The sequence below is a fragment of the Streptomyces sp. NPDC047453 genome (genome assembly GCF_040643155.1).
Lineage (GTDB): Bacteria > Actinomycetota > Actinomycetes > Streptomycetales > Streptomycetaceae > Streptomyces.
In genome coordinates this window covers 199,357-212,640 of the sequence record NZ_JBEYTS010000003.1, presented here as the reverse complement: position 1 = coordinate 212,640, position 13,284 = coordinate 199,357, and the positions used below count along the sequence as shown (strand labels likewise).

10 protein-coding genes are annotated in these 13,284 nt (G+C 71.7%); 6 read left to right on the top strand and 4 right to left on the bottom strand.

The window, feature by feature from the left end:
- Positions 1-87: 87 nt before the first annotated feature.
- The 3 genes from ABZ818_RS05230 to ABZ818_RS05220 form a co-directional block, all read right to left on the bottom strand.
- Positions 88-594: an inorganic diphosphatase gene (locus ABZ818_RS05230; RefSeq protein WP_361411030.1), complete on the bottom strand. Its 507-nt coding sequence runs from the start codon at positions 592-594 to the stop codon at positions 88-90.
- A gap of 193 nt (positions 595-787) precedes the next feature.
- The gene (locus tag ABZ818_RS05225) at positions 788-1,045 is read right to left on the bottom strand and encodes a hypothetical protein (RefSeq protein WP_361411027.1); all 258 of its coding nucleotides are present in this window, start codon (positions 1,043-1,045) and stop codon (positions 788-790) included.
- 52 nt (positions 1,046-1,097) lie between these two features.
- Entirely contained in the window at positions 1,098-1,565 is a 468-nt protein-coding gene (locus ABZ818_RS05220) for a hypothetical protein (protein ID WP_361411024.1), read from the bottom strand.
- Between the two features lie 323 nt (positions 1,566-1,888).
- Here ABZ818_RS05220 and ABZ818_RS05215 point away from each other — a divergent pair, with 323 nt between their 5' ends.
- Complete coding sequence (locus ABZ818_RS05215) at positions 1,889-4,954, top strand: FAD-linked oxidase C-terminal domain-containing protein (protein WP_361411021.1); 3,066 nt, start codon at positions 1,889-1,891, stop codon at positions 4,952-4,954.
- Positions 4,955-4,993: 39 nt separating this feature from the next.
- The gene (locus ABZ818_RS05210; protein WP_361411018.1) at positions 4,994-6,817 is read left to right on the top strand and encodes a thiamine pyrophosphate-requiring protein; all 1,824 of its coding nucleotides are present in this window, start codon (positions 4,994-4,996) and stop codon (positions 6,815-6,817) included.
- 151 nt (positions 6,818-6,968) lie between these two features.
- Here the strand turns inward: ABZ818_RS05210 and ABZ818_RS05205 are convergent, their stop codons facing one another.
- Entirely contained in the window at positions 6,969-7,679 is a 711-nt protein-coding gene (locus tag ABZ818_RS05205; protein WP_361411015.1) for a CAP domain-containing protein, read from the bottom strand.
- A 490-nt stretch (positions 7,680-8,169) separates the two neighbouring features.
- Between ABZ818_RS05205 and ABZ818_RS05200 the strand changes: the two genes are divergently transcribed.
- The 4 genes from ABZ818_RS05200 (at position 8,170) to ABZ818_RS05185 (ending at position 13,278) form a co-directional block, all read left to right on the top strand.
- On the top strand, positions 8,170-8,607 hold the full coding sequence (locus ABZ818_RS05200) for a Fur family transcriptional regulator (protein WP_361411012.1): 438 nt from the start codon (positions 8,170-8,172) through the stop codon (positions 8,605-8,607).
- Between the two features lie 32 nt (positions 8,608-8,639).
- A complete protein-coding gene (katG, locus tag ABZ818_RS05195; RefSeq protein WP_361411009.1) occupies positions 8,640-10,871 on the top strand; it encodes a catalase/peroxidase HPI in 2,232 nt (743 codons plus the stop codon).
- A 157-nt stretch (positions 10,872-11,028) separates the two neighbouring features.
- Positions 11,029-11,487, top strand: a complete 459-nt coding sequence (locus ABZ818_RS05190; protein WP_361411006.1) for a MarR family transcriptional regulator — start codon at positions 11,029-11,031, stop codon at positions 11,485-11,487.
- 51 nt (positions 11,488-11,538) lie between these two features.
- Complete coding sequence (locus tag ABZ818_RS05185) at positions 11,539-13,278, top strand: MFS transporter (RefSeq protein ID WP_361411003.1); 1,740 nt, start codon at positions 11,539-11,541, stop codon at positions 13,276-13,278.
- Positions 13,279-13,284: the final 6 nt, after the last annotated feature.

The window sequence follows — 13,284 nt, the reverse complement described above, 5'->3', positions numbered from 1 at the left end:
GGCTGGATCTACGAGTACGACCCGGACACGGAACCGGACGACATGGTCACCGCCCGGCAGTGACGCGTGCCGAGCCCGTACGAAAGCCTATGTGGGACCCCGGGCAGGCGCCTGCTCGCCGGTGGCACGGGTGCGGGAGGCGTCGATCTCCGCGTAGGCCTGCTCGCGGCCCTCCCAGTGCGAGCCCTCGACGGACTTGCCGGGTTCCAGGTCCTTGTACACCTCGAAGAAGTGGGTGATCTCCAGCCGGTCGAAGAGGGGGATGTCGTCGATGTCCTGCACGTCCGCGTACCGCGGATCGTGCGCGGGGACGCAGAGGATCTTCTCGTCGGGGCCGCGTTCGTCCTTCATGGCGAACATGCCCACCGCCCGGCACTCGATGGTGCAGCCGGGGAACGTCGGCTCGCCGGTCAGCACGAGCGCGTCCAACGGGTCGCCGTCGCGGCCCAGGGTGCCGTCGATGTAGCCGTAGTCCGCCGGATACTGGGTGGAGGTGAACAGCATCCGGTCCAGCCGGATGCGGTGCAGTTCGTGATCCATCTCGTACTTGTTCCGGGACCCCTGGGGGATTTCCACGATCACGTCGAACTCCATGGTGTCCTCCTGGTGGCGGAAGCCGTCTCGCCGTGCGGCACCAGGGCGTGCGGCCGTACGTGCCGGGCGGGCATGGGCGGACCGGGCCGTGGCCGGGAGCGAGGGTCGGTCGGCGTGGGCATCGTTCCTCCTGGTCACATCCGTTGGACCAGGGACCGTCAGCGGCATCATGCCGCGGTTCCGGTGAGCCCCATCACCGACGCGCTCGGCGCGTTCCGCAGGTGCCCGGCGGATCGCCGTCGCGGGCATCCATCGTACGCCGAACAGGCATCGTCGACACCGCGACCAGACCGGCGACGCCGCGCCTCACGCCGGGCACGCGTTCCCGAGCACCCTCCGTGTCGTGGTCGCGCTCCCAGTCGGCGGCGACCTCTTCACTGGCGGCCCGTCCCACCACCGGATATCGGCCGTACCGCGGCACGAGCGCGGCGTCCTGCACCTGCTCGAGCACGTTCCGTCACCGCCGGCGTTCACCACCCCGAGTCTGACGCGGGGCCGTCTGCTCACGGCCGGTCTTCCGCGGCACTCAGCAGGCCGTGGGTGACGAGTCCGTACAGCAGGTGCGGCACCACGTCCGACGCCCAGTCCTTGGCCGACCAACTCGCCGGGTCACTCACTCCCAGCCGTGCCATGGGCAGGTCCGCGGCGGCCATGGCCAGGGCGCCGGTCACCACCCCTCCCAGCCACCAGGGCATCCGGACACCCGCACTGCGGGCCAGGGCGACGGCCGCTCCCGTACCGCAGCCCACGGCGATGCCGGCCAGCGCACCGAGACCGGAGAGCCGGTTGTCCCGGCTGCCTCCCGTTCCGGGGACCGGATGCCCCAGGTCCCGCGCGATCTCGTCCACCACCTGGGCGGGGGCCTCGCCGGCCGGCCTTCCCCGCCACGTCATGTCGGCGTAGGTCACGGCGTTCAGCACGGTCGTTCCGGCGGCACCGGCCGCGCCACCCCGCACGATGCTCCCGATCATGTCGGGGCGGGTTCCCCTCACCCGTGGGTGCGAATCGCACGGGTCCGGGTGGCGCGCGGAAGGCCGCCGCGGGCGGCCGGGGGTGGCATACCCCTCGCCTGCCTTGGGCACTCGGGCCTCGTCATACGAGGGGCGGACGGCCGCGACCAGCGACCGCGCCACGAAACCGTGACCGATCACTGACGGAACCGGCGGCCCCACGGATTCCGGCGGCGGGAGGAGGGCGTGATGACGAGCGACACCGAGACCGGCAAGGTCACCGGCACCCCGCGCAGCCGGCTCGCCCGCCGACGTCCCCTCGCCCTCCAGTGACTCCCACACCTGTGCCCCACTCCGCCGAGTTGAACGTGGCCGGCCTGGAAGCAGCCCTGCTCGCCGAGGCCGACGCCGAGGTCCGCTTCGACGCGGGCAGCAAGGGCGCGTACGCCACCGACGGGTCCAACTACCGGCAGGTCCCGATCGGGGTCGTCGTCCCGCGCGACGTCGAGGCCGGTGCCCGGGCCGTCGAGGTGTGCGCGCGGTTCGGCGCTCCGGTCCTGTCCCGCGGCGGCGGGACCAGCCTGGCCGGTCAGGCGACCAACACGGCCGTGATCGTCGACTGGACGAAGTACTGCCACGCACTGCTGTCGGTCGACCCCGGCAGCCGCACCTGCGTCGCCGAGCCGGGGATCGTCCTGGACGAGCTCAACCGGCAACTGGCCGGCCATCGCCTCCAGTTCGGTCCCAAACCGTCGACGCACACCCACTGCGCGCTGGGCGGCATGATCGGCAACAACTCCTGCGGGGCGTCCGCGCAGGCGTACGGCAAGACCGTGGACAACGTACGCCGACTGGAGATCCTCACCTACGACGGCGCACGGATGTGGGTGGGGCCCACCTCGAAGGCCGAGCGGACGCGGATCGCGGCGGAAGGCGGCCGCGGGGCCGAGATCTACGCCGGTCTCGACCGCATCGTCACCGAGTACCTCGCGGACGTGCGGCACGGCTACCCGGACATCCCGCGCCGCGTCTCCGGCTACAACCTGGACTCCCTGCTGCCGGAGAAGGGCTTCGACGTCGCCAAGGCCCTGGTGGGCAGCGAGGGCACCCTCGTGACCGTGTTGCGCGCCGAGCTGGACCTCGTACCCGTGCCGCCGTTCCAGTCGCTGCTGGTCCTCGGATACGACGACATCTGCTCCGCCGCCGACGACGTCCCGCGCCTCCTCGAGCACAGCGAGCCCGGTCAACTGGAGGCCCTGGACGACCGGATGGCGCAGTTGATGCGGGAGGAGCACGCCTATCTCGACTCCCTCCGCGCCCTGCCGGAGGGGAACAGCTGGCTGCTGGTGCAGTTCGGCGGCGACAGCCAAGAGGCCGTGGACGATCAGGCGCGGGCGCTGCTGCGGGCGGTGGGCCGCGGTGAGAAGGACTCGGCCGTGGCCTTCTCCGACGACCCGGAGCGCGAACAGGAGATGCTCAAGGCCCGCGAGGCGGGGCTGGGGGTGACGGCCCGTCCCCCGGACGGCCGGGAGACCTGGGAAGGCTGGGAGGACTCCGCCGTCCCGCCCGACCGACTGGGGGACTATCTGCGCGACCTGAAGGGGCTGTTCGACGAGTTCGGCTATGACCATCCGTCGCTCTACGGCCACTTCGGGCAGGGCTGTGTGCACACCCGTATCCCGTTCGCCTTGAAGACCGCCGAGGGCGTGGCCGAATTCCGCCGCTTCCTGGAGCACGCCGCCGACCTCGTGGCGTCCTACGGCGGATCCCTCTCCGGAGAGCACGGGGACGGACAGGCGCGCGGCGAACTGCTGACCCGAATGTTCGGCGAGCGCCTCGTCGCCGCCCTCGGCGAGTTGAAGGCCCTCTTCGACCCCGGCAACCGTATGAATCCGGGGAAGGTCGCCGAGCCGAACCCGGTCGACGGACAACTGCGGCTGGGCCCCGCCTGGCGGCCCGCCACCGTAGGGCACCACTTCGGCTACCCCGAGGACGAGCACTCCTTCACCCGCGCCGTGATGCGCTGTGTCGGCATCGGCAACTGCCGCAGCCACCACGGCGGCGTGATGTGCCCTTCCTACCGGGCCACCAAGGAGGAGGAGCACTCCACTCGGGGCCGTGCGCGGCTGCTGTTCGAGATGCTCGACGGCCACGCGGACTCCGCCGTCCAGGACGGCTGGCGCTCCACCGAGGTCCGTGACGCCCTGGACCTCTGCCTGGCCTGCAAGGGCTGCCGGTCGGACTGCCCGGTGGGCGTCGACATGGCCACGTACAAGGCCGAGTTCCTCGCCCACCACTACGCGGGCAAGCCGCGCCCGGCCGCCCACTACTCGATGGGCTGGCTGCCGCTCTGGGCCCGCCTCTCCCGCCTCGCCCCCTCCCTGGCCAACACCGCGCTGCACGCGCCCGTCCTGTCCGGCGCCGGCAAGCGGCTCGCCGGCGTCGACGGCGCACGCCGGGCCCCGGTGTTCGCGCCGGAGCCATTCCTCCAGTGGTGGCGGGCCCGGGGCGGCGAGGAACCGGAACCCGGCGATCCCCGGGCCGTGGTGCTGTGGCCCGACACCTTCAGCACCTACTTCCACCCCGCGATCGCCCAGTCGGCCGTCCGGGTCCTGGAGGACGCCGGATTCCGTGTCGCCGTCCCCGGCCGGCCCGTGTGCTGCGGACTGACCTGGATCTCCACCGGGCAACTGCGCACGGCCGGGAAGGTGTTGCGGCACTCGCTCGACGTCCTGCGCCCCTGGATCGAGGCAGGCACTCCCGTCATCGGCCTCGAACCCTCCTGCACGGCGGTGTTCCGGGCGGACGGACCCGAACTCCTCCCCGACGACCAGGACATGCGGCGCCTCGCCGGCCGGTTCCGCACCTTCGCCGAGCACCTCGTCCACCACGCGCCCGGCAACTGGCAGCCGCCTGCCCTGTCCCGGCAGGCCACCGTGCAGACCCACTGCCACCAGCACGCCATCCTGCACGACGACGCCGACCGCGAACTGATGCGCCGCGCCCACATCGACGCCGACGTCCTCGACGAGGGCTGCTGCGGCCTGGCCGGCAACTTCGGTTTCGAACGCGGCCACCACGAGGTGTCCATGGCCGTCGCCGAACAGGGCGTCCTTCCGGCCGTCCGCGCGGCGCCCCCGTCCAGCCTGCTCCTCGCGGACGGCTTCAGCTGCCGCACCCAGATCGAACAGGCCGACACCGGCCGCGAGGCCCTGCATCTGGCCGAGGCACTGGCCCTGGGACTCGACGGGCCACTCCCCAGCCACCTGCCCGAACGCCTCGCGCAGCGTCCCGCGAAGCCGTCACAGGCCGGCGGCCGGGCGGCCACAGCCGTCGTCGGCGCCCTCGCGGCCACCGCCGCGACAGCGGCCGGCCGCGCCGCGGTGCGCCGCCTGTACCGCACCCCCTAGCCCCCGCACCCTCTCCGCTCCACCGGAAAGGCTCCCCGCATGTCCATCAAGGTCTCCGACCACCTCCTCCAGCGCCTGCGCGAGTGGGAGGTGGAGCACGTCTTCGCCTACCCCGGCGACGGCATCAACGGCCTGCTCGCCGCCTGGGGCCGGGCCGACAACCAGCCGAGGTTCATCCAGGCCCGCCACGAGGAGATGGCCGCCTTCGAAGCCGTCGGCTACGCCAAGTTCTCCAGCAAAGTCGGCGTGTGCGCGGCCACTTCGGGCCCCGGAGCCATCCACCTGCTCAACGGCCTGTACGACGCCAAACTGGACCACGTGCCCGTGGTCGCCGTCGTCGGCCAGACCAACCGCAGCGCCATGGGCGGCTCCTACCAGCAGGAGGTCGACCTGCTGACCCTCTACAAGGACGTCGCCTCCGACTTCTGCGAGATGGTCACCGTCCCCGAGCAACTGCCCAACGTTCTCGACCGCGCCCTGCGCACCGCCATGGCCCGGCGTTCGGTGACGGCCGTCATCGTCCCCGCCGACGTGCAGGAACTCGACTACTCGCCGCCGGAGCACGCCTTCAAGATGGTGCCCTCCAGCCTGGGCATGCCCCACTACGCGCCGGTGCCCTCCGAGGAAGATCTCGCCCGGGCCGCGGAGGTCCTCAACGCCGGGAGGAAACCCGCGATCCTCGTCGGCCAGGGCGCCCGCGGCGCACGGCAGGAGGTCATGTGGGTCGCCGACCACCTCGGCGCCGGCGTGGCCAAGGCACTGCTGGGCAAGGACGCCCTCGACGACGACCTGCCCTACGTCACCGGCGCGATCGGACTGCTGGGGACCCGCCCCTCGTACGAGATGATGCGGGACTGCGACACCCTCCTGGTCGTCGGCTCCAGCTTCCCGTACACACAGTTCCTGCCCGAGTTCGGCCAGGCGCGGGCCGTGCAGATCGACATCGATCCCCGCATGATCGGCCTGCGCTACCCCTTCGAGGTCAACCTGGTCGGTGACGCCGCCCTGACGCTGCGCCGGCTCCTGCCTTCGCTCAAGGTGGCCACGGAGCAGGGCTGGCGCCGGAAGATCGAACAGGACACCGCGGCCTGGTGGGAGGTCATGCGGCGGCGCGCCGCGGTCGAGGCCGACCCCGTCAACCCCGAGCACGTCGCCCACGCACTAAACGACCTGCTCCCCGAGAACGCCGTCCTGGCCGCGGACTCCGGCTCCGCCGCCAACTGGTACGCCCGCCACCTCAAACTGCGCGGTGGCATGCGCGGCTCGCTCTCGGGCACCCTCGCCACCATGGGACCCGGCGTGCCGTACGCCATCGGTGCGAAGTTCGCGCACGGCGACCGGCCGGCGATCGCCCTCGTGGGCGACGGGGCGATGCAGATGAACGGCATGGCCGAGCTGATCACCATCGCCAAGTACTGGCAGGACTGGGCCGACCCGCGCCTGGTCGTCGCCGTCTTCAACAACCAGGACCTCAACCAGGTGACCTGGGAGATGCGCGCCATGGAGGGCGCTCCGCAGTTCCTGCCGTCGCAGTCGATCCCCGACGTCGCCTACGCCGACTTCGCGCGCTTGCTCGGCCTGGACGGCAAGCGGATCGAGAAGCCCGGCGAGGTGACGGGCGCCTGGGAGCACGCCCTCGCGGCGGACCGGCCCTGCGTGCTGGACTTCGTGACCGATCCGGCCGTGCCGCCCATTCCTCCGCACGCCACCCTCGACCAGATCGAGGCCGCCGCGGCCTCCGTGCTCAAGGGCGACAGCGACCGTGCCGCCGTGGTCCGCCAGGGATTCAAGTCCAAGGTGCAGGAGTTCCTGCCCAGCCACCGTGACCGCAGGAGCCGCCCCCGCACACACGGCGGGCGGTGACGGCACCACCCCCGACGCGGTCGGTCGGTGCGGTCCGGCGTGAGTACCGGACCGCACCGGCCGACGTGGCCACCGAGGGGGCGGAAGGGCAGCGCCTAACGCCGACCGGCCGCGGCGGCCGGAAGCGCGGCTTGCGCCGTCTCGCCGCAGGTCACCGGGCGGCTCCGAACTCCTGGGTCCAGTAGTTGCCGGGCTGGGCGAGACCGACGCCGATCTCCTTGAAGGAGCAGTTGAGGATGTTCGCCTTGTGCCCGGAGCTGGACATCCAGCCCGCCATGACCTGCTCCGGAGTGGCGTAACCGTAGGCGACGTTCTCGCCGTAGCTCTGCCAGCTGTAGCCGGCACGCGTGATGCGGTCGCCCGGGTTGGACCCGTCGGACCCGGTGTGCGACATGTTCCGGTGGGCCGCCATGTCCTCGCTGTGCGCCTGGGCGGCCTTGGTCAGCTTCGCGTTCACGGTCAGCGCCGAGCAACCGGCCTTGGACCGCTCGGCGTTGACGAGTTCCACGACGCGAGCCGTGGGCCCGGACGATGTGCCGGTGTCCTTGGACGCGCTCGGCTCGGCGGGCGCACCGGCGTCCGGCGCGCTCGGTTGGCTGGGGGCGGCCGACTCGGCCGGGGCCCCCTGCGGCGGGTTGATCGGGGAGACGGGGTTGCCCTTCCGCCAGCTCCAGCCCGGGTTGCCCTGCGGGTGCCAGCCGGGGTTGCCCTGCTGGTTCCCGGCGCCGTGGGAGGGACGCTCTCCGGGGGCGGCCGGCCGGCCGTTGCAGGCCAGCGCGGTGGTGGGTATGGCGACGGCGCCCGTGGCGACGGCGGCGACGACTATGCGCCGGTAGTGCTGCTTCTTGCGGTGCGTGCCCATTGCGTGACCTCGCTCGGGGTGGGGGGTCGTCATTCTCTGGACGGCTCCGCAAAGGGCGCAAAGGCCCTCAGTACTACCTGACCTCGTAGGTTCGCGAGACCCTTGCGAAAGCGAACGCGGGCGTGCTGCCCTCGGCCGGCGCGGCCTCCGGATTCCTGGCGCACCGTCAGGAGGCCCCGGCCGCACGGGACGAGCGAAGGTGACGAGGGAGGGGGGCGCCGCCGAGCTCGCTGCGACACGCTCCCGCACGAAGACGGACAAATCCCATATGTCGCCAGGGCGGCATCTACTAAGCCACCCGCTTAGTTACGGGAATGAGGTGATGGATGTCACGGAATCACGGTTTCGTGACCATGTTCCACGTGTTGTGTCGCCGGGTCCCGTGCGAGGGGAGGGGCGCGTCCCGCGTGATGCGCGGGGCGCGGCGACACACCGGACTTTCACCCTTCCTTTTCTTGAGTCGTTCGTGTTTGCGGCGTAGGTTCGGCGCATGACCGGACCTCGGACCGAGTCCACAGCCGGGGAGCTTCGTGACGCCGGCCTGCGCGTGACCGCCGTGCGGGTGGCGCTGCTCGAGACCGTACGGGCAGGTGATCACCTCGATGTCGAGGCGATCGCCTCCGGCGCGCGCGAACGCGTCGGTCACGTCTCCCTGCAAGCCGTCTACGAGGCGCTGCGCGCGCTCACCGCGGCGGGGCTCGTGCGCCGTATCGAACCGGCCGGCAGTCCGGCCCGGTTCGAGGGGCGCGTCGGGGACAACCACCACCACGTCGTGTGCCGCTCGTGCGGTGCCCTCGCCGACGTCGACTGCGCCGTCGGCGACGCTCCCTGTCTGGCCGCGTCCGAGGACCACGGCTTCTCGATCCACGAGGCCGAGGTCAACTACTGGGGCCTGTGCCCCGCCTGTTCCACCTCCGGCAGTACCTGAGCTCGCGATCCGCCCAGTCCGGAAGGAAGACAATGTCCGAGAACCCCGATGCAATCGTGACCGACGCGAAGACGGAGGGCACAGGCGGCTGCCCGGTCGCGCACGGTCGTGCGGCGCACCCCACCCAGGGCGGTGGAAACCGCCAGTGGTGGCCGGAGCGCCTCAACCTGAAGATCCTCGCCAAGAACCCCGCGGTGGCCAACCCCCTCGGCGGGGACTTCGACTACGCCGAGGCGTTCAAGAGCCTTGACCTCCCGTCCGTCAAGCGGGACGTCGCCGAGGTGCTGACCACCTCGCAGGACTGGTGGCCCGCCGACTTCGGCCACTACGGTCCCTTCATCATCCGGATGGCGTGGCACAGTGCCGGCACCTACCGGATCAGCGACGGCCGGGGCGGCGCCGGCGCCGGCCAGCAGCGCTTCGCACCGCTCAACAGCTGGCCGGACAACGGGAACCTGGACAAGGCCCGCCGCCTGCTGTGGCCGGTGAAGAAGAAGTACGGCCGGAACCTCTCGTGGGCCGACCTCATGATCCTCGCCGGCAACGTCGCCCTGGAGTCGATGGGCTTCAAGACCTTCGGGTACGCCGGCGGCCGTGAGGACGTGTGGGAGCCCGAGGAGGACGTCTACTGGGGTCCCGAGACCACCTGGCTCGGCGACGAGCGCTACACCGGCGACCGCGAGCTGGAGAACCCGCTCGGCGCGGTCCAGATGGGTCTGATCTACGTCAATCCCGAGGGCCCGAACGGCAACCCGGACCCGATCGCCGCGGCTCGCGACGTCCGTGAGACGTTCCGCCGGATGGCGATGAACGACGAGGAGACGGTCGCCCTGATCGCGGGCGGTCACACCTTCGGCAAGACCCACGGCGCGGGCCCCGCCGACCACGTCGGCCCCGCCCCCGAGGGCGCCTCGATGGAGGAGCAGGGCCTGGGCTGGCGGAGCACCTACGGCACCGGCAAGGGCGGCGACGCGATCACCAGCGGCCTGGAGGGCATCTGGACGGACACGCCGACCACCTGGGACAACAGCTTCTTCCAGATCCTGTTCGGTTACGAGTGGGAGCTGTTCAAGAGCCCGGCCGGCGCCTACCAGTGGCGGCCGAAGGACGGCGCGGGCGCGGACACCGTCCCCGACGCCCACGACCCGTCCAGGCGGCACGCGCCCACGATGCTGACGACGGACCTCTCGCTGCGCGTCGACCCGGCCTACGAGCCGATCTCGCGCCGCTTCATGGAGAACCCGGAGGAGTTCGCGGACGCCTTCGCGCGCGCGTGGTTCAAGCTGACCCACCGCGACATGGGCCCGGTTGTGCGCTACCTCGGCCCGGAGGTACCGACGGAGACGCTGCTGTGGCAGGACCCGCTACCCGAGGCGGAGTACGAGCAGATCGACGCCGGGGACGCCGCCGAGCTCAAGACCAGGATCCTCGGCTCGGGTCTGTCCGTGCCGCAGCTGGTGTCCACCGCGTGGGCGTCGGCCTCTACCTTCCGCGGCAGCGACAAGCGGGGCGGTGCCAACGGCGCCCGCATCCGGCTTCAGCCGCAGAGCGGCTGGGAGGTCAACGACCCCGACGAGCTGGCGACGGTGCTGCGCACCCTGGAGCAGGTCCAGGAGTCCTTCAACGCCGCCCAGAGCGGCGGCAAGCGGGTCTCGCTGGCCGACCTGATCGTGCTCGCCGGTGGTGCGGCCGTCGAGCGGGCCGCCAAGGAGGCCGGCGTCGACGTCGAGGTGCCCTTCACCCCGGGCCGCGTGGACGCCTCGCAGGAGCAGACCGACGCGGAGTCCTTCGCCGCCCTGGAGCCCACCGCCGACGGGTTCCGCAACTACTACGGGAAGGGCAACCGGCTGCCGGCCGAGTACCTGCTGCTCGACCGGGCGAATCTGCTGACCCTGAGCGCCCCCGAGATGACGGTCCTCGTCGGTGGTCTGCGCGCCCTGGGCGCCACGTACAAGGGTTCGCAGCTCGGCGTCCTCACCGCGACGCCCGGCGTGCTGACCAACGACTTCTTCGTCAACCTGCTCGACCTGGGCACGACGTGGAAGGCGACGTCCGAGGACGCCGCTGCCTTCGAGGGCCGCGACGCCGCTACCGGTGAGGTCAAGTGGACGGGCAGCCGTGCCGACCTCGTCTTCGGGTCCAACTCCGAGCTGCGCGCGCTCGCGGAGGTCTACGCGAGCGACGACGCGAAGGAGAAGTTCGTCGAGGACTTCGTCGCGGCGTGGGTCAAGGTCATGAACCTCGACCGGTTCGATCTCGCCTGATCGCGCATGACCACAACCGAACACAGCTGATCACGCCTGACAACGGCTGATCATGGCATCGAGGCCGGCCGGCCCGCTCCGGCCGGCCTCGAGGTGTTCCCGCCTCCCTGTGTCCCGGAATCTTGTTTCGTCCTACACCTAAGTGCATAATGCGCTTATGCATAAGCGGGTTATGGACCCAGTGGGCCCCGAGGCGTCGCCCGAGGACCTGATGATCGCCGTCGAGCAGATGGTCCGCTACGTACGCCGCAGCGCCACCGCCGGCGGACTGAGCACAGCCGCCTCCTCGGCACTGTCCCGGCTGGGCCGCGAGGGCCCCTACCGGCTGACCGAGTTGGCGCGGGCGGAAAGCGTGTCCCAGCCCAACATGACCCAGCTCGTGACCCGGCTGGAGCGGGCGGGCCTGGTACGGCGCACCGCCGACCACAGCGACGGCCGGGGCGTGCTGGTGGAGGCCACCGACGCCGGTCTCGAGCTCTTCCGGCGACGCCGCGCCGAACGCGCCCGGGCCCTTCAGCAGCTCGTGGAGGAACTGCCGGAGGCCGAGCAGTGCGCGGTGCGGGTGGCGCTGCCGGCCCTGGCCCGCGTCATCGAGGACCGCCAGGCGCGCTCCTGATCCGCCGCGCCGCCACCGCTCACCTCAGCCCACCTCACAGGAGAGGCGCACATGAGTGCACCGCACGGAAAGACCGCCGGTCACGGAAAGGCCGCCAGCCCTTTCAAGCAGCCCAAGGCCGTCTGGGCCGTCGCGTTCGCCTGCGTCATCTCGTTCATGGGCATCGGCCTGGTCGACCCGATCCTGCCCGCCCTGGCCGAGAGCCTGCACGCCACGCCCAGCCAGGTCTCCCTGCTGTTCAGCAGTTACCTGATCGTCACCGCGGTCGCGATGCTGATCGTCGGCTGGTTCTCCAGCCGTTTCGGGGCCAAGCGCACCCTCGTCACCGGCCTGGCCGTCATCGTCGTCTTCGCCGCCCTGGCCGGCTCGTCGGGCTCCATCAACGGCATCGTCGGCTTCCGCGCCGGCTGGGGGCTGGGCAACGCCCTGTTCATCGCCACCTCGCTGGCCGTCATCGTCGCCTCGGCCAGCGGCGGCTTCGGCGGCGCGATCATCCTCTACGAGACCGCGCTCGGCCTCGGCATCGCCGTCGGCCCGCTGCTCGGCGGCGAACTGGGCGCGATCAGCTGGCGCGGCCCCTTCTTCGGCGTCGCCGTCCTCATGGCCGTCGCCCTCATAGCCACCCTGGCCTTCGTCCCGACCCTGCCGAAACCCGAACGCCGCACCTCGCCCCTCGCCCCCCTCAGGGCCCTGCGCCACCGCGGCCTGCTGACCATGGGCATCATGGCCCTGCTGTACAACTGGGGCTTCTTCACCATGCTCGGCTACGCGCCGTACCCGATGGAGCTCAGCGCCCACCAGCTCGGGCTGGTCTTCACCGGCTGGGGCCTGCTCGTGGCCGCCTTCAGCGTCTTCTTCGCCCCGCGCCTTCAGGCCCGCTACGGCACCGCCCCCGTGCTCTACGCCAACCTGCTCGGCCTGAGCATCGTGATGGCCGTCATCGCGGCCGGCGTCGCCACGCCCACCGTGGTCATCGTGGCGGTCGTCGCCAGCGGCGCCTTCATCGGCATCAACAACACCCTGACCACCCAGGCCGTCATGCTCGTCTCCCCGGCCGAGCGGCCCGTCGCCTCCTCCGCGTACGGCTTCCTGCGGTTCATCGGCGGCGGCCTGGCACCCTACTTCGCCGGCAAGCTCGCCGACGCCACCGACCTCAGCGTCCCCTTCTACCTGGGCGCCGCCACCTTCCTCCTCGCCATTCCGGTGCTGGCCTGCGGCCACCGGCTGCTGCGGGAGGCCGAGACGCGCACCGGTGAAGGGGAGCCCGTCACACCGACGTTCACGCCCGTCGGCACCGCGGCGTCCACCGGCACGCCGCCCGTGGTCGTCGCCGTCGGCGCCCACGATGGTGCCGCCGTGATCGTCGACGCCGCGGCACGGCTCGCCCGGGACACCGGCAGCCCCCTGGAGGTCGTGCACGTCCAGCACACCGCCGTCGTCGAGGAACAGGCGGCCGACGCAGAGGACTTCGCGCAGGCCCGCGCCACCGTCACCGCCCACCTCGACCGCCTCGCCGCCCATGGCGTCGTCGCGCGGGGCCAGATCCTCGGCAGCGTCGGCGACCACGCGGCGGCCGGCCGCGCCCTGGCCCGGCACGCCGCCGAGGTGGGCGCGCGTGCCGTGGCGGTCGGCCGTTCGCCGCGTGGCCCGCTCGCCCAGTTCGCCGACGGCAGTTTCACCGCGGCCCTGACCCACACCGCCACCTGCACCGTGGTCCTGGTCGACCCCGACAGCGAGCCGCGGCCGCTGACCGCGGCCACGTTGTCCGAACTCCGGGGCGCGGCGGGCTGACCGGCG

Excerpts from the sequence above, each read along its gene's own strand:
- ABZ818_RS05210 (WP_361411018.1), top strand. The coding sequence starts at position 4,994 with ATGTCCATCAAGGTCTCCGACCACCTCCTCCAGCGCCTGCGCGAGTGG.
- ABZ818_RS05230 (WP_361411030.1), bottom strand. The coding sequence starts at position 594 with ATGGAGTTCGACGTGATCGTGGAAATCCCCCAGGGGTCCCGGAACAAG.
- ABZ818_RS05185 (WP_361411003.1), top strand. The coding sequence starts at position 11,539 with ATGAGTGCACCGCACGGAAAGACCGCCGGTCACGGAAAGGCCGCCAGC.
- ABZ818_RS05190 (WP_361411006.1), top strand. The coding sequence starts at position 11,029 with ATGCATAAGCGGGTTATGGACCCAGTGGGCCCCGAGGCGTCGCCCGAG.
- ABZ818_RS05205 (WP_361411015.1), bottom strand. The coding sequence starts at position 7,679 with ATGGGCACGCACCGCAAGAAGCAGCACTACCGGCGCATAGTCGTCGCC.
- ABZ818_RS05200 (WP_361411012.1), top strand. The coding sequence starts at position 8,170 with ATGACCGGACCTCGGACCGAGTCCACAGCCGGGGAGCTTCGTGACGCC.
- katG (WP_361411009.1), top strand. The coding sequence starts at position 8,640 with ATGTCCGAGAACCCCGATGCAATCGTGACCGACGCGAAGACGGAGGGC.
- ABZ818_RS05220 (WP_361411024.1), bottom strand. The coding sequence starts at position 1,565 with ATGATCGGGAGCATCGTGCGGGGTGGCGCGGCCGGTGCCGCCGGAACG.